Origin of the sequence: Bradyrhizobium sp. SRL28, assembly GCF_018596315.1 — a bacterium.
In the GTDB taxonomy this organism is placed as follows: domain Bacteria; phylum Pseudomonadota; class Alphaproteobacteria; order Rhizobiales; family Xanthobacteraceae; genus Bradyrhizobium.
The window spans coordinates 1-19,550 of sequence record NZ_JAHEAG010000028.1 but is presented as its reverse complement, the minus strand read 5'-3'; the positions used below and the strand labels follow the sequence as shown (position 1 = coordinate 19,550).

Below are 19,550 nucleotides of genomic sequence, written 5' to 3'. Positions count from 1 at the left end.
TGCACTGCCAAGGCCCCACAAAGTTGATCGGTTCGTTTTCTCCTAATCCGCTGGCCCGGCAGGACTTTCCTCGGCTTCGAAGCGGGCGCGGGGCCAGGCGATCTGCACCACGGCACCGTGGTCGGGAAAGGTCCGGTTGGAGAAGGAAACCTTGGCGCCGGTGCGTTCCAGCAGCGTGCGGGCGATAAACACGCCAAGACCGAGGCCGGCGCGTTCGCGGTGGGCCTCATCGGCGCTGCGGCGCCTTGATAAATAGGGTTCCCCGATCCGGTTCAGCATATCGGGCGCGATGCCGGGGCCGTCATCCGAAATGACGATTACGACCGTATCGGCGTTCCACCAGGCGTTCACCTCCACCGTCGTCCGTGCGAAATCGACGGCATTTTCCAGGATGTTGCCGACGCCGTACAGGATGGCCGGGTTCCGCGCGACGACCGGCTCCCGGGTGGCTGCGACAGCTAGCCGCACCTTGATCGCGACGTCGAAATCTCGATGCGGCGCCACTGCTTCCTCAATCAGCGTCGACAGCGGCATGAGGTCGAATGGCGCGCCGGAGGAGGAAAGCTGGGTGATCTTGGCCAGGATGTCGCGGCAGCGCTGCGCCTGCTCGCGCAGGGTTTTCAAATCGGACGCCAATGGGTCGTTGCCGTCGACCGTCTTTTCCATCTCCCGCGAAATCAGGAAGATCGTCGAGAGCGGCGTGCCCAGTTCATGCGCGGCAGCGGCGGCGAGGCCATCGATCTGGGTCAAATGCTGCTCGCGCGTCAGCACCAGCTCGGTCGCGGCCAGCGCATCGGAAAGCTTCCGCGCTTCCTCGGTCGCCTGGAACGCATAGAGGCTGGTGACGCCGATCGCGAGCACGATCGAGAGCCAGACCCCGAACAGGTAGATCGGCGGCAGCACCAGCGGATCTTCGCTGTCCCACGGCAGCGGCAGATGGAAGAACACCAGCGCCGAAGCGCAGGCGACCGCGAGCAGGCCGAGCCCGGCCGTCATGCCGATCGGCAGCACCGTCGCCGAGATCAGGACCGGGGCGAGGAACAGAAACGAAAACGGATTCTGCAAGCCCCCGGTCAGGAACAGTAACGCGGCCAATTCGACGATGTTGAGCGCGAGCAGCGCCGTCGCATAGCCAGGTTCCAGCCGCTGCATCGGGTTGAAGGCAACCTGCAGCGCGAGATTAAGCAGCGCCGAGACGCCGACAACGGCGACGCAGGCAATGACGGGAAAGGCGAATTCCAGCCCATGCGCCACGATGAAGATCGCGGTGAGCTGGCCGAGCGCAGCCAGCCAGCGCAGCCGGAGGATCGTATCGAGACGGACATAGCGGTGCGGAAGGCGGAAATCAGAGGCGGCGACGTCGGACATTTCGGGAGTTTAGCCGCGCGGGCGTGCGATCACAAATTCGCGTGGTCTGAACGCTGCTTTCTCCGTCATGGCCGGGCATGGCCGTCCGGAAGGACGGCGTCGCTACCGCTCGCCTATGCCCTGCCATCCGTCTTTCTTGCCGCGACACCGACAAGGCGTGGATGCCCGGGGACGTCCAGCGCGAAGACGCGCTTCGCGCTTTTCCCCGGGCATGACGGCTTCCCTTGCGCTATCAGCCCTGATGGCCCAATGAACAGGCCGAAATGGTCAACAGCGACGCCACGCCAGCACAGTCGCCCGCGGCCGGGCCGCAAGGTCCCGCCGCGATCGACGTCGCGCATCTCATAAAACTCTACAAGACTACCCGCGCGGTGGATGACGTGTCGTTCCGGATCAAGCGCGGCAGCATCACCGGCCTGCTCGGCGGCAATGGCGCCGGCAAGACCACGACGATCGCGATGATCATGGGGCTGGTGCTGCCGACCTCGGGGCGCGTTCAGGTGCTCGGGCATGCGATGCCGGAGCAAAGCGCCGAGGTGCTCGGCCGGATGAATTTCGAGAGCCCCTATGTCGACATGCCGATGCGGCTCACAGTGCGGCAGAACCTCACCATCTTCGGCCGGCTCTATGCGGTGAAGGATCTCGCCGAGCGCATCGACCAGCTCGCATCCGATCTCGACCTGAAGGATTTTCTCGATCGCGCCAATGGCAAGCTCTCGGCCGGACAGAAGACCCGCGTCGCACTGGCGAAGGCGCTGATCAACCAGCCGGAGCTGTTGCTGCTCGACGAGCCGACGGCCTCGCTCGATCCCGATACCGCCGACTGGGTGCGGCGGCATTTGCTGGACTACTGCAGGACCCATGACGCCACCATCCTGCTGGCGTCGCACAACATGCTGGAAGTGGAGCGGCTGTGCGACCGCGTCATCATCATGAAGCGCGGCCGTATCGAGGATGACGACAGTCCCGACCAGATCATGGCGCGCTACAACCGCACCACGCTGGAAGACGTATTCCTCGACGTCGCACGCGGCCGGGTGGCGGAAGGGACGTCGTCGTGAGCGAGATCACAGTCCATCGTGCCATTTCCTGGCACCGTATCCAGGCGATGGTGCTGCGCTATTGGTATCTGCTGATGTCGTCCTGGCCGCGGCTGCTGGAGCTGATCTACTGGCCGGCGCTGCAGATCATCACCTGGGGCTTTCTGCAGAACTACATTTCGCAGAACGACAGTTTCTTTGCGCGTGCCGGCGGCACGCTGATCGGTGCGGTGATCCTGTGGGACATCCTGTTCCGCGGCCAGCTCGGCTTCTCGATCTCGTTCCTGGAGGAGATGTGGGCGCGCAACCTCGGCAACCTGATGATGAGCCCGCTGAAGCCGATCGAATTTCTGATCTCGCTGATGATCATGAGCCTGATCCGGCTTGCGATCGGCGTGATCCCGATGACGCTGCTGGCGCTGTTCTTCTTCGATTTCAATTTCTTCGCGATCGGCCTGCCGCTGATCGCGTTCTTCTGCAATCTGATCTTCACGAGCTGGTCGGTCGGAATTTTCGTATCCGGCCTGGTGCTGCGCAACGGCCTCGGCGCGGAGAGCATCGTCTGGACCTTGATGTTCGGCCTGATGCCGCTCGCCTGCATCTATTATCCGGTCGCGGTGCTACCCGGCTGGCTGCAATATATCGCCTGGACGCTGCCGCCGACCTATGTGTTCGAGGGGATGCGCGCGCTCCTGATCGATCACGTCTTCAGGGCCGACCTGATGGTCTGGTCGCTTGGCATCAACGCGGTGCTGTTCGTTGCCTCCTTTGCGATCTTCCTTGCCCTCTTGCGCAGCGCCAAACACCACGGATCTTTGCTCGGGGGTGGCGAATAAGTCACAGTTTCCCGTGGTTTCCCGGGGGTTTTAGGCTTTTTGGCAGGTGGACATAACTAACCGGTCCATTGACGCAATATTACGCATTCTGCACTATGCTGCGGCGCAAACAGAGGTCAGAAATAAAATGCCGATTGGTGAGTTTGGCGGCGCACCGCCCCTAGTGGCCGAAGGCAGTCCGGCGCTTACGACGCCGATGTACTGGATGTACGAATTGGGCCACGCGTCGCTCAACCCGGCACGCGCCGTGACCGACGCCACCAAGATCCTGTTTCAAAACCCGCTTAACCCCTGGTCGCACACGCAGTTCGGCAAATCGATCGCCGCGGCCTGCGAATTGTTCGAACGCACCACCCGCCGTTACGGCAAGCCCGAATGGGGTCTCGACACCACTGAAGTTAACGGCGTCCGCACGCCGGTCGAAGTCCGCTCGATCTGGGAAAAGCCGTTCTGCCGTCTGCTGCATTTCGATCGCAAGCTGACCCGGCCGCTGCGCAGCCCCCATCCGCGCGTGCTGATCGTGGCGCCGATGTCCGGCCATTACGCTACGCTGCTGCGCGGCACGGTCGAGGCGTTCCTGCCGACGCATGAAGTCTACATCACCGACTGGTCCGACGCGCGCATGGTTCCTCTTACTGAGGGCCGTTTCGATCTCGACGACTATGTCGACTACATCATCGAGATGCTGCACGTGCTCGGCGGCAACATGCATGTGATCGCGGTGTGCCAGCCTTCGGTGCCGGTGGTGGCGGCGGTGTCCGTGATGGAAGCCGCGCGCGATCCCTTCGTGCCGCTGTCGATGACGCTGATGGGCGGCCCGATCGATACCCGCCGCAACCCGACCTCGGTCAACAACCTCGCCGCCGAGCGCGGCATCGAATGGTTCCGCAACCATGTCATCACCAAGGTGCCGTTCCCGCATCCCGGCGTGATGCGCGACGTCTATCCGGGCTTTTTGCAGCTCTCGGGCTTCATCACCATGAACCTCGATCGCCATACCGACGCGCACAAACGCCTGTTCAATAATCTGGTGAAGGGCGACGGCGACATGGTCGACAAGCACCGCGAATTCTATGACGAGTATCTCGCGGTGATGGATCTGACGGCGGAGTATTACCTGCAGACCGTCGACGTCGTCTTCGTCAAGCATGCGCTGCCCAAGGGCGAGATGACCCATCGCGGCAAGCCGGTCGATCCGTCGCAAATCCGGCGCGTGGCGCTGATGACGGTGGAAGGCGAGAACGACGACATCTCCGGGCTCGGCCAGACCGAAGCGACGCACGCGCTGTGCCCCGCTATTCCCGATCATCGCCGTGTGCATTACGTGCAAAAGGGCGTTGGACACTACGGAGTGTTCAACGGATCGCGATTCCGTTCCGAAATCGTGCCCCGCATCTCCGATTTCATGATGTCGGCGGCCACTAACATGGTGTCACCGGCCAATACCAAGATGTCAGCGGCCAAAACCAAGCCAACATTGGTCCGTGCAGCCGAATAGAAGCGATGGCGGCATCGATTCCAGGTCGCCGATAAGTTGCTGAATAGATTCAAACATTCCAGTTTTCGGTCGAATCAAGGGGTGAGTTCAGACTCACTCCTTGAGGCCGTTTTTGAACCCCGGTTCCAGCCAAAATTTTGGGTTCCAGCCCCTGCCGGTAGAGGTCAATTGGCCTCAAGCCCCTGTATATTGGGCAAATGATTTGTTTTTGCGCCGAGCGATTTAGATGAGATTCCCTTGGCGGCGGATATGGCAGAATCCGGGCGAACTCTTGCTCCCCGGACTCCAAGACATGGCTACTCGCGCCCTCCTTTATCGGCGGCCCGCCGAACCCGCGACTCTCGTCGTCAAACACGGCTCGCAATTCTTCGCAATTCGACTGCGCCGGCATCGCCGCGCGCGCCGATATACGTTGCGCATTCATCCAACCGATCGCGAAGCGATCCTGACCATGCCGCCGCGCGGCACTTTGGTGGAAGCCAAGGACTTTGCGCAGCTTCACGGTGGGTGGATCGCCGCTCGTCTCGGCCGTTTGCCGAAGGCCGCACCGTTTCAGGCCGGCACTGTCATACCGCTGCGCGGTGTGCCGCACCGGATCGTGCATCGCGCAGGCGCGCGCGGCACGGTGTGGACCGAAACCCGCGACAGCGGCGAGAAGATCTTGTGCGTGGCCGGCGATGTCGACCACATGGACCGGCGCGTCCACGACTTTCTCAAGCGCGAAGCGCGCAAAGATCTGCACAAGGCATCGCTGGCTTACGCGGCGGATCTGGGTGTACGGGTCAGGCGGGTGTCGATCCGCGACCAGTCGAGCCGCTGGGGTTCGTGCACTTCGGCCGGCTCATTGTCGTATTCCTGGCGATTGATCCTCGCGCCACCCTATGTGCTGGACTATCTCGCCGCCCATGAAGTGGCGCATCTCGTCGAGATGAACCACTCACCCAGGTTCTGGCGCGTCGTCGGCCGCATCTGCGACCATGTCGAGCGCGCCAAGCGCTGGCTCGACACCTACGGCAACGATTTGCATCGTTACGGGGTCGAGGGTTAGGGCATTCAACTGTAGCCCGGGTGGAGCGAAGCGAAACCCGGGAACGGCCTCGAATGCAGCTACTCTGTTCCCGGATTGCGCTTCGCTCCATCCGGGCTACTGGCTCCGAGGAAGCCGCCGCGCGGCGAACTCGGCTGGCGCCATCTGGCCCGCCCTGATCCACCGCGCGCCCGCGCGAAGAGTGACCGAAAGCAGTTCACCGAACTGACGCCGATAGGCAGCTGCAAAGCTTCCGAAATGGGTGAAGTCATACCGGCCCACTCAGGAATGCATTGGGAACTCTCCCGGTTGTGTTAGCCTGCGGACGTCCTTTCTACTGAGGAACGCCGTCGTCGCCACCGATCGCGAGATCCAAATGCCTGACTTCAAGAAACGGCCCGTGATCCTCCCGCTCCTCGCATTGTTGGCCTTCGTTCTTGTGGGCGGCCTTCCAGCCGGCGCCCAGACCCTGAAAGCTGTCAAGGAGCGCGGCACGCTCAATTGCGGCGTCAGCCAGGGATTGCTGGGCTTTTCCAGTGTAGACGACAAGAACATTTGGACCGGCTTTGACGTCGACATTTGCCGCGCCGTGGCAGCGGCGATTTTCGGCGATCCCGCCAAGGTGACATTCATGCCGCTCGATGCGGCCGCGCGCTTCGCGGCGCTGAAGTCGAACCAGATCGATGTATTGTCGCGCAACTCGACATGGACGATGTCACGGGAAAGTTCGCTCGGCCTGATGTTCACCGGCATTGCCTATTACGACGGCCAGGGCTTTTTGTTGCGCCGGGATGCCGGGATCGACACCGCCTTGCAGCTTGGCGGCAAGACGGTTTGCACCCAGACCGGCACCACCAGCGCACTGAATTTGTCGGATTATTTCCTCGCCAACGACATGGCGTTGAAGGTTCTGGCGCTCGGCACGGCGGAAGAGAGCCTGAAGGCCTATGACGAACGCAAATGCGACGTGCTGACAAGCGACGTTTCGCAGCTCTACGCCGAGCGTCTCAAGCTGTCCGCACCCGACAGCCATATCATCCTGCCGGAAGTCATTTCAAAGGAGCCGCTCGGGCCGGCGGTGCGGCAAGGCGACGACCAGTGGTTCAACCTGATCAAGTGGACGCTCTATTCATTGATCAATGCCGAGGAACTGGGCGTCAAGTCGACGACGATCGACGATGCGGTGAAATCTCCCAACCCCAATATAAGGCGGCTGGTCGGAACCGAAGGTGAATTTGGCGAGCAGTTGGGTCTTGCCAAGGACTGGGCCGCGCGCGCCGTCCGTGCGGTCGGCAACTACGGAGAGATCTATGAAAGGAACGTTGGAACGCAGTCCAGGCTCAGTATCCCGCGCGGATTGAATGCGCTCTGGACCCAGGGTGGAATTCAATACGCGCCTCCCGTGAGGTAGATCTTCAGGGGTCAGATCATGACCGTGGATTATTACTCGCTGCTGCTGAAAGCGGTTGCTGGCAAGGACGCCGTCGCCCGCGACCAGATTTACAAGGACGCGTTTAGCGTCATCACGCGATCCCACCTCCCGCGCGAGGCCGCCTCATCGCACGCTGCCGCGCTCGAAGACGCCATCCGGCGGATCGAGGATGATATCGCCGCCGAGGAGGCGAACTCCGCGGCGGCGATCAACGAAGTGTTGTCGACAGGCAGGAACTGGAAGCCGTACGTCTTTGGCGCCGGCGCGGTCGCTGCCGTCATCGCCCTGTCGGCTTTGGTCTACGGCTTTGTCGCAACCAAGGGCCCCGCTATCGTCGCAGCCAGCGTGAAGACGTCATCGCCGAAAGCGCAAAGCGGGCGCGAAGATGTCGTCATGGCGGATTTGAAGCCCGGCGTTGATGGCGGCTCTTCGGGCGAGGTCCTGCCGTTTGCGCTGCAGCGGCAAGTGGTGTTCTACCGCACCACCGTCGTTCCCGGTTCGATCGTGGTCGATCGGGAAAACCGCTTTCTCTATCTGATCGACGCCAACAATTCCGCGCGCCGTTACGGGATCGGTATCGCGCAGGAGTGCCTGAAGGGAGGCAGCCTCTCTCGCGTCATGAACAAGCTTGAATGGCCTGACTGGCGGCCTTCGGGCACGAGCACGAAGGACGCTGACGCGTTACTCGCGGCGACCGGCCGTCCCGGCAGTCTCCTCGGCGCACGTGCGCTGTTGCTGGACAAGCCCGGGCTGCTCATCCACGGCACCAACTCACCCAAGACCATCGGCCATCTGGTCGCTTCCGGATGCATCCGGCTCGTGAACGACGACGTCGAGGATTTGTACCGGCGCGTTTCGGTGGAAACCCGCGTCGTCTTTGCCAGCTAGCTAGACGCACAACTGTAGCCCGGGTGCAGCGAAGCGAAACCCGGGACGGTGTCGAATGCGGATTCACTGCCCCCGGGTTACGCTGCGCTTCACCCGGGCTACGCACCGTTCGATTATCTTCCGAACAGCCGGTCCACCAGCCAGCCATCGAGTCCCGCCGCCGCTTCCGGACGCGCCGATGGATTGGGTGGCGGCGCCGAGGTTCTTGCCGGCGGAGGCCGATATCCGCCGCCCTGTGGGGCCGGCGCCGGTTGTGGCGCGGCGCTGACCTGCGACGCGGTCTGGAACAGGTTCGAAATAAAGCCGCCGCGCTGCGAGTTCGGCAAACCCGCCACCGCCACGCCCTGATGCGCTGATCGCATGAAGCGGGTCCAGACTTCCACCGGCAGACCGCCGCCGGTCGCCTTCTTGGTCGGCGAATTGTCGTCGTTGCCGAGCCAGACGCCGGTGACGAGGTTGGCCGTATAGCCGATGAACCAGGCGTCGCGGAAATCCTGGCTGGTGCCGGTCTTGCCGGCGGCCATCCAGCCCGGAATCTCCGCCTTGCGCGCGGTGCCGGAGAGCAGCGTCTCCTGCATCATCGTATTCATCATCGCGACATGGCGCGGCTCGATCACCTGGCCGAGTTGATCAGGCTGCCGCATGTACAGCAGCTTGCCTTCATTGGTGCGGATCTTGGTCACGACATACGGGGAGACGCCGAGCCCGCCATTGGCGAACGGCGCATAGGCGCCGACCAGTTCGATGACGGACACTTCCGACGTGCCGAGCGCGATCGAGGGATTGGCTTCGAGTTTTGATGAAATCCCGAGCCGGTGCGCGGTTCGCACCACGTTCTTCGGCCCGACTTCGAGGCCGACCCGTACCGCGACCGTGTTGAGCGACATCGCCAGCGCCTGCGTCAGCGTCACCGCGCCGAAATATTCATGGGTGTAGTTCTCCGGCCGCCAGCCCTTGAGATCGAGCGGCGCATCCTGCCGGATCGTTTCCGGCGTCAGGCCGCCTTCGATCGCCGTCAGATAGATGAAGGGCTTGAACGCCGAGCCGGGCTGGCGCTTGGCCGTCACCGCGCGGTTATACTGGCTATCGGCATAGTTCCGCCCGCCGACCAAGGCGCGCACCGCGCCCTCGGGCGTCATTGCCACCAGCGCGCCCTGCGTGACGTTGAATTTCACGCTCTTTGCGGCGAGCTCGTCGATGATGGCGGCTTCCGCGACACTCTGCAGCTTCGGATCGATCGTGGTCTCGACCACGATGCTCTGGTCGATCTGGCCGACGAGATCGTCGAGCACCTCGCCGATCCAGTCGGCGACGTAATTGACCGTGCCGGCGCCGGCCGGCTTCACCTTGTACGAGGGATGTCCGATCGAGGCCTTGGCCTGTGCGTCGCTGATGAATTTGCCCTCCGCCATCGCCGCGAGCACGATTTGAGCGCGCGCTTCCGCGCCTTCGGGGTTGCGGTTCGGCGCCAGCCGCGACGGCGACTTGACAAGGCCCGCCAGCATCGCGGCTTCCGCTACCGTGACGTTCTTCGCCGACTTGCCGAAATAGCGCTGCGAAGCCGCCTCGACGCCATAGGCGCCGGAACCGAAATAGACGCGGTTGAGGTAGAGCTCGAGAATTTCGTTCTTGGAGTGCTTGCGCTCCAGCCACAGCGCGAGCTCGACCTCCTGCAGCTTGCGCGCCATCGTGCGTTCCTGGGTCAGGAACAGGTTTTTCGCGAGCTGCTGCGTCAGCGTCGAGCCGCCCTGCGACACGCCGCGATGCATGACGTTGGCGACCGCCGCGCGCGCGATGCCGACGGGGTCGATGCCGTAATGCGAATAGAAGCGGCGGTCCTCGATCGCGATGAACGCCTTCGGCAGGTAAGGCGGCAGATCCTTCAGCGCGACATTGGTGCCGGCCATTTCGCCGCGCGATGCCAGCACGCTGCCGTCGACGCCTGTAATCTGGATGGTCGGCGGGCGCTTTGGAATTTCCAACGACTGAATCGCCGGCAGGTGCGCACCGACCCAGATCACGACGCCGATGATCGCGATCGTCGCCCACAGGCCGAGCACCGCGCCCCAATAGATCAGCCGGCCGAACCGGAACCGGCCGCGCGATTTCGCGCGCCGCTTGGCGCCGCCTCTTGCCGCGCGCGGCTTGCGCTCGCGCGGCGGCGGCTCGTCATCGTCCTCTTCGGGCTTGCGTTTGGCCACTGATTTCTTCGGTTTGTCGTCGTCGACGGCGGCTGGAATGCGATCCTCAGGTGAAAGCCGCAAGTCGGCGAGCGCTGCCGGAAGCCCGAACAGCGGCTCCTTGCGTCCGCCGCTCTTTTTCCGTCCCCACGCCATGACAAACGCCGTTCACACCCGTCCCGCGCTACGCTAGCGGGGGCTGTTTAAGGCTCGGTTACGGAAAGGTTAACGCGGGATTAGGAGGTGCGGCGGGCCCATATTAGGATGGCTGCAAACCGCAGCGATCTCGAGGGAAATTGGCATGGGCCACATCGATCCAACCAAAGAAGTGTTCGCGCAATTCAGGGCCAATGACCGGCCGGGACCCATCCACATGCTCAACCTGGTCCGCTTACGCGCGCTGGCCGCCTATCCCGACGGCCGCAAGGCGACGGGCGCCGAAGCCTACGCGGCCTATGGGCGCGAAAGCGGCCCGGTGTTCGAACGTCTCGGCGGCCGCATCGTCTGGCAGGGCAGGTTCGAACTGATGCTGATCGGGCCGCAGGACGAACGCTGGGATCACTGCTTCATCGCCGAGTACCCAAGTGTCGCGGCGTTCGCCGAGATGATCCGCGATCCGGTCTATCGCGAAGCGGTTAAGCACCGCCAGGCTGCGGTCGAGGATTCCCGCCTGATCCGGCACGCGGTGCTGCCCGTCGGCAAGACGTTTGGCGAGATACCGGTCGATTTGTAGGGTGGGCAAAGCGAAAGCGTGCCCACCATCTCTCGAAGAGCATCATTCTGAATGGTGGGCACGCTGCGCTTTGCCCACCCTACGGCGCCTCAAAAAAATCGGCGGCCCCGAAGGGCCGCCGATCGCTTCTTTCCGCCGATCGTTTCGATTGGGTCGCCGGGCCTAGCCCGCAGGACCTGCGTCCTCGAGGATCGGGCCGAACAGTTCCCAGCGCTCGCCGTTGAACCGCATCATCTGCAGCTGCTTGTTGACGCGATAATCGGTCGGCGTGGTGTTGGCGACGATGCCCGGCAGGTTCAGATCGAGCGGCACGTCCTTCAGGCTGGTTGCCACCTTCATGACGTTCTCGCGGGTGAGGTTGTCGCCACACTTTTCCAGCACGTAGATCATCAACTGCGAGGTCGAATAGGCATAGGAGTTGAAGCTCGAGTCCTTGTCGCCGTCGGGATAGTACTTCGCCATGAACTCGAAATACTTCTTCATGCCAGCATCGTCCTTCCAGGTCGGATCGAGCGGATCCTTGCCGTAGTTGACGCTGATAACGCCCTTGGAGGCTTCAAGGCCCGCCGGCTTCATCACGGCGCCGACGGAGGTCGCGTTGATGTCGAGGATGTGCACCGGCTTCCAGTTGAGCTCGTGGATCTTCTTGATCGCCTGCGCCGCCTGCTTGGGTGTCGTTGCCGAGAAGAACAGGTCCGCGCCGGCGTCCTTGATCTTGAGTATCTGCGAATCGATGGTCGGATCGGCGACTTCGTAGGAAGCTTCCGCCACGACCATCTTCGCGGCCTTGTCGCCGAGGCCGGCCTTGATGCCGTTCAGATAGTCCTTACCGAGGTCGTCGTTCTGATAGAGGATTCCGATCTTGGCGTTCGGATATTCCTTGATGATGTACTGACCGTAGATGCGTCCCTCGACGAAATAGTTGGGATTGAAACCCATCGTCCAGGGGAAGTTCTTCGGATCGGTGAACTTCGATGCGCCGGTCGCCGCGAACAGTTGTGGCACCTTCTTCGAGTTGAGGTATTTCTGCACCGCGGCGTTCGAGGGCGTGCCGAGGAGCTGGAAGGTGAGCAGCACCTCATCGCTCTCGACCAGCTTACGCACCTGCTCGACGGCCTTGGGCGGCGAGTAGGCATCGTCATACTGGATCAAATTGATCTTACGGCCGTTCACGCCGCCCTGATCGTTGATCATCTTCATATAGGCGGCCTGGGTCTTGCCGATGGTGGCATAGGCGGAGGCCGGTCCCGAGAATGGATTGGTCTGGCCGATCTTGATCTCGGTGTCGGTCGCGCCGGTATCGTATTTTTTCTGCGCTGACGCGGTCGAGACGGACAGCGCAAGTGCAAGCGTCGTCCCGGTGACCAAATGGAAAATACTCTTCTTCATTATGCTGCGTTCCTCATGTGTTTTTGATTGGCGTTGATCGTGCCGCGGGCCGGTCCGGCCGTGTGCATGTCGTCGCTGCCACAATAGTGGCGGAAGGCATGTTGCAACGCAAGGCATCCAAAAGTGGATGATTCGGTATCGGGTTCCGTCTGCTCAAAATGAATCCATCCCTGCTGTCAGCCGCAAAATGATGCAGCGCGCGAGGCGCATTGTTACGGGTCTCAAAACAACACCGCCGGCGTCATGGGTGACGCCGACGGCTCTGTCTTGATTCAGGCAGGCATTAACCGGTCGGGCCGGTATCCTCGATGATCGGGCCGAACAGTTCCCAGCGTTCGCCGTTGAACTTCATCATCTGCATCTGCTTGTTGATGCGGTAGTCGGTCGGCGAGGTGTTGGTGACCATGCCGGGCAACGACAGGCTGCCGGTGACATTCTTCAGATTGGCCGCCTGCTTCATGATGTTTTCGCGGGTGAGATCGTCGCCGCATTGCTGCAGGATCTTCACCAGCAGTTCCGCGGTTGAATAACCATATGTGTTGACGGTGTTGAGCTTGTCGCCCTCCGGGTAATATTTATCCATGAAGGCGAAATAGGCCTTGATGCCGGCATCGTCCTTCCACTGCGGATCGCCCGGGTCCTTGCCGTAGTTGGTCGAGATGATGTCCTTGGAAATATCGAGGCCTGCCGGCTTCAGCGTCGCCGACACTGGGCTCGCATTGATGTCGAGGATGTGGACCGGCTTCCAGCCGAGGTCGGCGACCTTCTTGATCGCTTGAGCCGCAAATTTCGGCGTCGAGGCGTCGTAGAGCAGGTCGGCGCCGGCTGCTTTCAATTTGACGATCTGCGAGTCGATGGTCGGATCGGTCAGCTCATAGGAGGTTTCGGCGACGATCATCGACGCGGCCTTGGCGCCCAGGCCTTCCTTCAGGCCGGTAATGTAATCGCGGCCGAGGTCGTCGTTCTGGTAGAGAATGCCGATCTTGGCGTTGGGATGATTTTGCAGAATGTATTTTGCGTAGATGCGCCCCTCGGACTGGTAATTGGGATTGAAACCCATCGTCCACGGGAAGTTCTTGGGATCGGTGAATTTCGAGGCTCCGGTGGCGGCGAGGAGCTGCGGCACCTTCTTGGAGTTGAGATATTTCTGGACGGCGGCGTTCGACGGCGTGCCGATGATCTGGAAGGTGAGCAGAACCTCGTCGCTCTCGACCAGCTTGCGCACCTGCTCCACGGCTTTCGGCGGTGAGTAGGCATCGTCATACTGAATGAGGTTGATCTTGCGGCCGTTGATGCCGCCTTGTTCGTTAATCATCCGCATATAGGCGGCTTGCGTCTTGCCGATGCCGGCATAGGCCGACGCCGGTCCCGAGAACGGAACGGTCTGACCGATCTTGATTTCGGTATCGCTCGCGCCGGTATCGTATTTCTTCTGCGCACTTGCAGATGTCGCCGATAGCGCGATCGCAGCCGCCGCGCCTGCAAGCAGGTGAAGAATGCCACTTCTCATGTCGCTGCCTCCGTTGTGTTGACCGATGATCGTGTCCGGTCATCGGTTCGGATGGCCAGCCGTCATCGTTGCCGGGGAGTGTGGCGGAACGGATTTGGCAACGCAAGGCAGTGACGAAAAGGTGAGCCTCTCAAGCCAGCCAGAGCAGGACCAGGGCGAGCGCCGCGGGCGCGGCCTGCACGTAGAGGATCCGGCGGCTGACGGTCGCCGCGCCATAGGCGCCGGCCACGATCACGCAGAGCAGAAAGAACACCTTGATCTGGAAGGCGAAGGCTGGATTGGGATGGAACAGTCCCCAGACGAGGCCCGCCGCCAGGAAGCCGTTATACAGGCCCTGGTTGGCGGCCAGCACCTTCGAGTCCCTTGCCTTCTCGATGGGGTTGCGGAAGATCTTCAGGCCCAGCGGCTTGTCCCAGAGAAACATCTCCAGCACGAGAAAGAAAACATGCAGCGCGGCAACCACCGCGACCAGAAAATTGGCGATGAAGATCATGTCGCGGTCCCCCAACCGGCAGCGGAATTCGGGTGGACGCTAACACGCGGCGGGTGAAAAGTGCGGGGCGCCTGTCGGTATTTTTCAGGGAATGACGATGCCAGAGAGCTTCAACCTCGACCGCCTGCCAACGCCCATCGGGACGGCGCTGTTGGTCAGCGATGCGGACGGCCTGCTCCGCGCGCTGGACTGGGAAGATTATGAGCTGCGCATGAAGCAGCTACTGCGCCTGCATTATGGCGCGGTGGATTTGAAGGATGCGCGGGCGCCGCGCGAGCTGCGCGCCGCATTGACCGGCTATTTCAAGGGCGACCTCGACCGCCTCGCTGCGATCGAATGGCGCGTCGCCGGCACGCCGTTCCAGCAAAAGGTCTGGAATGCGCTGCCCAAAATTCCCGCAGGTACGACGCTGAGCTATGGTGCGCTGGCGACGAAGCTCAAGATGCCTAAAGCTGTCCGCGCCGTCGGCCACGCCAACGGCTCAAATCCGCTCAGCGTGGTGCTGCCCTGCCACCGCCTGATCGGCGCCAACGGTTCACTGGTGAAGTACGGCGGCGGCCTGGAGCGCAAACGCTGGCTGTTGATGCACGAGGGCGCTCGGATAAAAAAAGGAGACGGGTCAATCAAGCGGCTGGGAGCTGCTGCGCTTGAGGACCCGTCATAGTTTAATCGAGGCCTCGTGTGTTTCGCATGTCCCGCACGATATAGATGAACACAAGAACCGTGGGTGCCCAGGCCAATATCGCTCCCACAAGCATCGCATACACTGTCGTCATGATGGCTCCTTGGGTGTCCGCTCCACCCCGTGTCTGGATCAGTTTCTTTCCGCGACCGACGGTTCGGGACATTTATAGAGCCATTTCCAATAGGCCCGGTTGCGCTCCTGCTGCCGCTTGTAGATCTCGCGGCACTTCATCGAGCAAAACTGCTCGAAATACCAGCTGCGCCGAACCAGCCCGAAGGGGCGCCTGCATTCCGAATTTCCGCAACAATTGGTCATGACGCGACCTCCGCATTCGTACGCCGTATCCAGCGAATGAAATTCTCGTGACCCTTATCGAGACAGAAGCGTCCGCAGTAGCGTTCAAACGCAGGATTTCGCAGACAGATGATTTTCGCGTCTTCACTGTCGCAATGAGAGCAGCGCGGTTCTAAACGCATGGCGACCTCCTCCCGAGGAATTGCCGCTTGCCGATCAAAATGTGATGCTTTGCTGTCGCCTCGTTCTCTCGAGGAACGACGATGCGAAGTCTCGCGCCGCCACCGTCTTTCTTCAACTTGTCTAGATGTTTGGCGAGATCATCCATGCGTATAGACGGCTCGCGCAGCGCCGGATCGGCTCATTTGCTCGCTGCCGCGCCGTTCTGAGCCAGCGCGGTTTCGAGGCATTCGATCAGGGTCTCCCCGTCGAATGGTTTGCTCAGGAAGCAGGTTGCTCCCGCCCTCAGGGCCCGGTCGCGATCGCTTTCGACGGAAAAGGCCGTGACGAAGATGAAGGGAAAGGTCCGGCCCTTGGCCAGCAAGTGGGCTTGCAGGTCGAGGCCGCTCATGGCCGGCATCCTGACATCGGTTATCACGCACGATGTGTCGTTGAAGTGGGGCGATCGCAGGAAATCCTCGGCCGAGGCAAATGTATGGACGACGTAGCCGAGCGACCTGACGAGATTCCGGGTGGCGGCGCGAACCGAGTCATCGTCATCGATGATCGATATGACTGATGGGTTGGACAAGGAGGTTTTTCCTGGAGACGACCAGAGGCTGTCCGTTGCCGTGCCGCCGCGAAACGGCAGAGTGCGCCGCAAATCACGGTCGGAGAATCATACTTAGGTTTGCGGCCCGCCGGATGCGGGCCCGATCCCGAGCATCTCGGCCATTCTCACCAGATCGGGCAGCGATTTCGCGGTCATTTTTCGCATGATGTGCCCGCGGTGTATCTTCACGGTGATCTCGGCAATGCCGATTTCGGCGGCAATCTGCTTATTCATGAGGCCGGACGTGACCAGAGCCATCACCTCCCGTTCCCGCGGGGTCAGGGTCGCGAAACGAGCATGCAAGCCCGAGAGCATCCTGGCTTCATCGCGGCTTACCCGGTCGCGTTCGATTGCCGTCGTTACGGCATCCAGCATGTCCTGGTCGCGGAATGGCTTGGTCAGGAAGTCGACGGCTCCGGCCTTCATCGCCCTGACCGTCATCGGGATATCGCCGTGACCCGTCATGAAGATGATCGGAATGCGGATGTCGGCCTTCGCTAACTCGGCTTGAAAGTCGAGGCCGCTCAACCGGGGCAGCCTGATATCGAGGATCAGGCAACCGGCAACGTTCGGAAGCGTGCTCTGCAGAAACTCGTGAGCCGAACCGAACACTTCGACCCGCAAGCCCACCGACCGGAAAAGGTTGCTCAGTGCTTCACGCATCGATGCGTCGTCGTCGATAACGAAGACGACCGGTTCCTCGGCGCCTGCGAGGGTTTGAGGGGATGCTGGGCGGCCGGTCACGTACTGTCCTCCTGGTGCAATGGCAAGGTGAACTGAAACGTCGCGCCGGGGCCGGCATTGTCGGAGACCGATAACCGTCCTTCGTGTGCGCTGACGATCGAGCGGCAGATCGAGAGGCCCATGCCCATGCCGCTGGATTTCGTGGTGAAGAAGGCATCGAACAGCCGATCGGCATTCTCGGCGGCCACTCCGACACCACAGTCGCTCACCGTAACCAGAATTTGGCGAGTCTCATCCTGTCGCGTCCTGATCACCAGCTCGCGCGGCCGGTTCTTGACGGGCTGCATCGCTTCAATCCCGTTCATGACGAGGTTGAGGATGACTTGCTGCAGCTGGATCCGGTCGGCGAGGACCAGGGGGAGGGCGGGGGCAAGTTCCAGCCGCAGCGTCACCCGGTGGCTGAACAGCTGATGCTGCACGAGGCTGATGACCTCGTTGACGACGTCATTGATCTGGAGCGGCGCCTTCTGATCGGCAGTCTTGTCCACGAGCGCACGGACGCGCTGGATCACTTCACCCGCCCGATTACCGTCCGCGACGATCGATTGCAGGGTGCTGCGCGCTTCCTTCAGGTTGGCAGGTTCGCGGTCGAGCCAGCGCAGGCATGCGGCGGCATTGGTGACGACGGCGGCGAGCGGCTGATTCACTTCATGGGCGATCGACGCAGCGAGCTCGCCTAGCGCAGTCACGCGCGTGACATGCGCGAGGTTCGCCAGCGCTTCATGCAATTCCGCCTCGGCTCGCTTGCGGGAGGTGATATCAGTCACCGCTCCGACAAATTCGATCTCGCCCGACGCATCTGTTACGGCATGCGCGGTGGCATGAACATGTTTGACCGAGCCGTCGGGCATCAGCAATCGATATCCGTGCGCGAAGTCCTTTCCGTCGTGGGACGCGCGGTCGATGGTCTGTTCCACGCGCGCACGATCGTCCGGATGAACGCGCTGAAAGACCGTGGCGTGCTTGATGGAGGGGGCCTTGTCGTAGCCAAACATTCGGAATGTCTCTTCGGACCAGATGATTTCGCCGCTGTCCACGCGCCAGCCGAAGCTGCCGGTGCGGCTCAATCGCTGGGCTTCGGCCAGATACATTTCACTCTGCCGCAAGGCATTTTCAGCCTCCTTGCGTTCGGTGATGTCCTCGCATGCGATCAGCACGATCAGCTGATTATCCAGCCGCCGCACGGCCTTGGCGTTTTCGCGAACCCAGAGCGTCGAACCGTCCTTGCGAACCTTGCAGATCTCCCAACTGTGGGTTTGGCCGATATTTTCCAGGCATATGGCAACATTGCTCTGTGCCACACGTTGCTCTTCGGCAGGAAAAACTTTCAGCACGGATTGCCCGAGCAATTCGCCGACGGAGTAGCCGAGTTGTGCGGCGCCGAACGTGTTGACGGACAGCACGGTGCCGGCCGCGTCGACCATGAAATACATTACCGGGTTGTGCTCGAATACCTCCTTCCATTGCGCTTCGCTGTGACGCAACGCCTCTATCGCGTGTTGCTCGGCTCTCGTCCGGCCGTGGAGCACGGCTTCCATCTGCCTGCGGGTGGTACCCACCCGGCGCATCATGATCAGGGAGGCGAGAAGCGAGGCGATGAGCAATACGACGGCGGTCAAATAGGCCGGGGCCGCCGGTGCGGGGCCGAGAACAAGCCAGATGAAAGCCGCTGCAGCCAATGCCAGCACCATGCCGCCCAGCAGCCATTGCTCGGCCGAGCGCCAGGATTTCATCGTCTGATTACGCATCATTGGCAGCACAAAAGCTCGGCCATCGCGGGCGGGGCGCTGCGTCGCTAGGTGATCACCATCATCAGCGGCGACAACGTCGCCCTCCTAACAGGCCGCATACTAGCAGCTTTTGTCCGGAAGGATATTCCGGAGGACATAAACATCCGGCGCGGTCCTTCCGTGCACCGATGCACCTCTCGGGAGTGCCGATCGCCCGCCGCGGCCCGGATAGCGATCCCAAACCTAGGTATGATCGTGCCAACCGAATGTAACGTGTGGATCAACCTCCGTTTAATGGCCCGTTTCGTTTCAATGATGAAGCTTATCGGGTAACCCGATGGCACCAGCGTTTCTCTGGAATTGCCCTGCGGGAACGGCCTTTACGCGATGCCTTCAACCGGACGTCTCGCCGAACGCAAACATCTCGTTGCAGTTGTCAAACCCGTAACCTGGCGCTCATCGACCGCAAATTTGGGGATTGATATGCCGAAAGCACGCCTGCACTTGATCGTTTGCTCCGATAACGTCGAACCCGAAGCAAGGCGCCGGCGATCCGACCGCAGCTTCCGGCCTTCCGTGATCGATGGGGGCAAGCGGGCAACCGCCGTGCCGGCAGGGGACCCGTGGCAAGCGTTGCTTGAACTGTTCGATCTGGGTCTTCTGGTTTCCCAGACAAATTATCTCGCCTTCACGGCGGCAAGCTTGGCGGCTCTCGAGCATCATCGTTGGGCTGCAGAACGATCAGAATAGCGGCGCCTTTCGCGGGATCGCGAAGTCATATTCAGCTGTCATCACCCGCCTTGTGCGCAATTGCACACTGGGGCGGGTGATCCAGTATTCCAGAGACAGCAGTGATCGAACCGATAAGCCGCGGTGTACTGGATCCCCGCATCCGCGGGGATGACGATGGTGTGTTGCGTCGCTAACTCCA

At 61.6% G+C, this 19,550-nt stretch carries 16 protein-coding genes and 1 pseudogene; 9 read left to right on the top strand and 8 right to left on the bottom strand.

The genetic code is table 11. From position 1 onward, the window contains the following. Nucleotides 1–42: 42 nt before the first annotated feature. Entirely contained in the window at nt 43–1,368 is a 1,326-nt protein-coding gene (locus KIP88_RS33865) for an ActS/PrrB/RegB family redox-sensitive histidine kinase (RefSeq protein WP_214492485.1), read from the bottom strand. A 263-nt stretch (nt 1,369–1,631) separates the two neighbouring features. Between KIP88_RS33865 and KIP88_RS33860 the strand changes: the two genes are divergently transcribed. The 6 genes and pseudogenes from KIP88_RS33860 to KIP88_RS33835 all read left to right on the top strand — a co-directional run bounded on the left by KIP88_RS33860 (nt 1,632) and on the right by KIP88_RS33835 (nt 8,089). After that, nucleotides 1,632–2,429, top strand: a complete 798-nt coding sequence (locus KIP88_RS33860; protein ID WP_214492484.1) for an ABC transporter ATP-binding protein — start codon at nt 1,632–1,634, stop codon at nt 2,427–2,429. Nucleotides 2,430–2,476: 47 nt separating this feature from the next. Beyond that, entirely contained in the window at nt 2,477–3,244 is a 768-nt protein-coding gene (locus tag KIP88_RS33855; RefSeq protein WP_249791216.1) for an ABC transporter permease, read from the top strand. Nucleotides 3,245–3,371: 127 nt separating this feature from the next. Beyond that, nucleotides 3,372–4,742: a polyhydroxyalkanoate depolymerase gene (locus KIP88_RS33850; RefSeq protein ID WP_214492482.1), complete on the top strand. Its 1,371-nt coding sequence runs from the start codon at nt 3,372–3,374 to the stop codon at nt 4,740–4,742. A gap of 197 nt (nt 4,743–4,939) precedes the next feature. Next, nucleotides 4,940–5,790 (top strand): annotated as a pseudogene (locus tag KIP88_RS33845) (M48 family metallopeptidase). 355 nt (nt 5,791–6,145) lie between these two features. Beyond that, nucleotides 6,146–7,180: an amino acid ABC transporter substrate-binding protein gene (locus KIP88_RS33840; RefSeq protein ID WP_214492480.1), complete on the top strand. Its 1,035-nt coding sequence runs from the start codon at nt 6,146–6,148 to the stop codon at nt 7,178–7,180. 18 nt (nt 7,181–7,198) lie between these two features. Then, nucleotides 7,199–8,089, top strand: a complete 891-nt coding sequence (locus KIP88_RS33835) for a L,D-transpeptidase (RefSeq protein ID WP_214492479.1) — start codon at nt 7,199–7,201, stop codon at nt 8,087–8,089. 113 nt (nt 8,090–8,202) lie between these two features. On the opposite strand, the gene KIP88_RS33830 is transcribed toward KIP88_RS33835, so the two are convergent. Then, nucleotides 8,203–10,425 carry a transglycosylase domain-containing protein gene (locus KIP88_RS33830; protein ID WP_214492478.1) on the bottom strand — a complete coding sequence of 741 codons (2,223 nt, stop codon included), beginning with the start codon at nt 10,423–10,425 and terminating at the stop codon, nt 8,203–8,205. 145 nt (nt 10,426–10,570) lie between these two features. Between KIP88_RS33830 and KIP88_RS33825 the strand changes: the two genes are divergently transcribed. Beyond that, nucleotides 10,571–11,002 carry a DUF1330 domain-containing protein gene (locus tag KIP88_RS33825; RefSeq protein WP_214492477.1) on the top strand — a complete coding sequence of 144 codons (432 nt, stop codon included), beginning with the start codon at nt 10,571–10,573 and terminating at the stop codon, nt 11,000–11,002. A 162-nt stretch (nt 11,003–11,164) separates the two neighbouring features. Here the strand turns inward: KIP88_RS33825 and KIP88_RS33820 are convergent, their stop codons facing one another. The 3 genes from KIP88_RS33820 to KIP88_RS33810 form a co-directional block, all read right to left on the bottom strand. After that, on the bottom strand, nt 11,165–12,391 hold the full coding sequence (locus KIP88_RS33820) for an ABC transporter substrate-binding protein (protein WP_214492476.1): 1,227 nt from the start codon (nt 12,389–12,391) through the stop codon (nt 11,165–11,167). A gap of 283 nt (nt 12,392–12,674) precedes the next feature. Beyond that, the gene (locus KIP88_RS33815) at nt 12,675–13,901 is read right to left on the bottom strand and encodes an ABC transporter substrate-binding protein (protein ID WP_214492475.1); all 1,227 of its coding nucleotides are present in this window, start codon (nt 13,899–13,901) and stop codon (nt 12,675–12,677) included. A gap of 130 nt (nt 13,902–14,031) precedes the next feature. Next, complete coding sequence (locus KIP88_RS33810) at nt 14,032–14,394, bottom strand: DUF1304 domain-containing protein (protein ID WP_214492474.1); 363 nt, start codon at nt 14,392–14,394, stop codon at nt 14,032–14,034. 97 nt (nt 14,395–14,491) lie between these two features. Between KIP88_RS33810 and KIP88_RS33805 the strand changes: the two genes are divergently transcribed. Next, nucleotides 14,492–15,058 (top strand): methylated-DNA--[protein]-cysteine S-methyltransferase, encoded by a 567-nt coding sequence (locus KIP88_RS33805; protein ID WP_374226542.1) that lies wholly within the window; start codon nt 14,492–14,494, stop codon nt 15,056–15,058. 676 nt (nt 15,059–15,734) lie between these two features. Here KIP88_RS33805 and KIP88_RS33800 read toward each other — a convergent pair. The 3 genes from KIP88_RS33800 to KIP88_RS33790 form a co-directional block, all read right to left on the bottom strand. Then, nucleotides 15,735–16,124, bottom strand: a complete 390-nt coding sequence (locus KIP88_RS33800; RefSeq protein WP_214492546.1) for a response regulator transcription factor — start codon at nt 16,122–16,124, stop codon at nt 15,735–15,737. A gap of 93 nt (nt 16,125–16,217) precedes the next feature. Then, nucleotides 16,218–16,889 carry a response regulator transcription factor gene (locus KIP88_RS33795; RefSeq protein WP_214492472.1) on the bottom strand — a complete coding sequence of 224 codons (672 nt, stop codon included), beginning with the start codon at nt 16,887–16,889 and terminating at the stop codon, nt 16,218–16,220. Beyond that, the gene (locus KIP88_RS33790; protein ID WP_249791213.1) at nt 16,886–18,622 is read right to left on the bottom strand and encodes a PAS domain S-box protein; all 1,737 of its coding nucleotides are present in this window, start codon (nt 18,620–18,622) and stop codon (nt 16,886–16,888) included. The genes KIP88_RS33795 and KIP88_RS33790 overlap by 4 nt, the downstream gene beginning before the upstream one ends. Nucleotides 18,623–19,102: 480 nt before the next feature. Between KIP88_RS33790 and KIP88_RS33785 the strand changes: the two genes are divergently transcribed. Then, nucleotides 19,103–19,369, top strand: a complete 267-nt coding sequence (locus KIP88_RS33785; protein WP_214492471.1) for a hypothetical protein — start codon at nt 19,103–19,105, stop codon at nt 19,367–19,369. Nucleotides 19,370–19,550 lie beyond the last annotated feature (181 nt).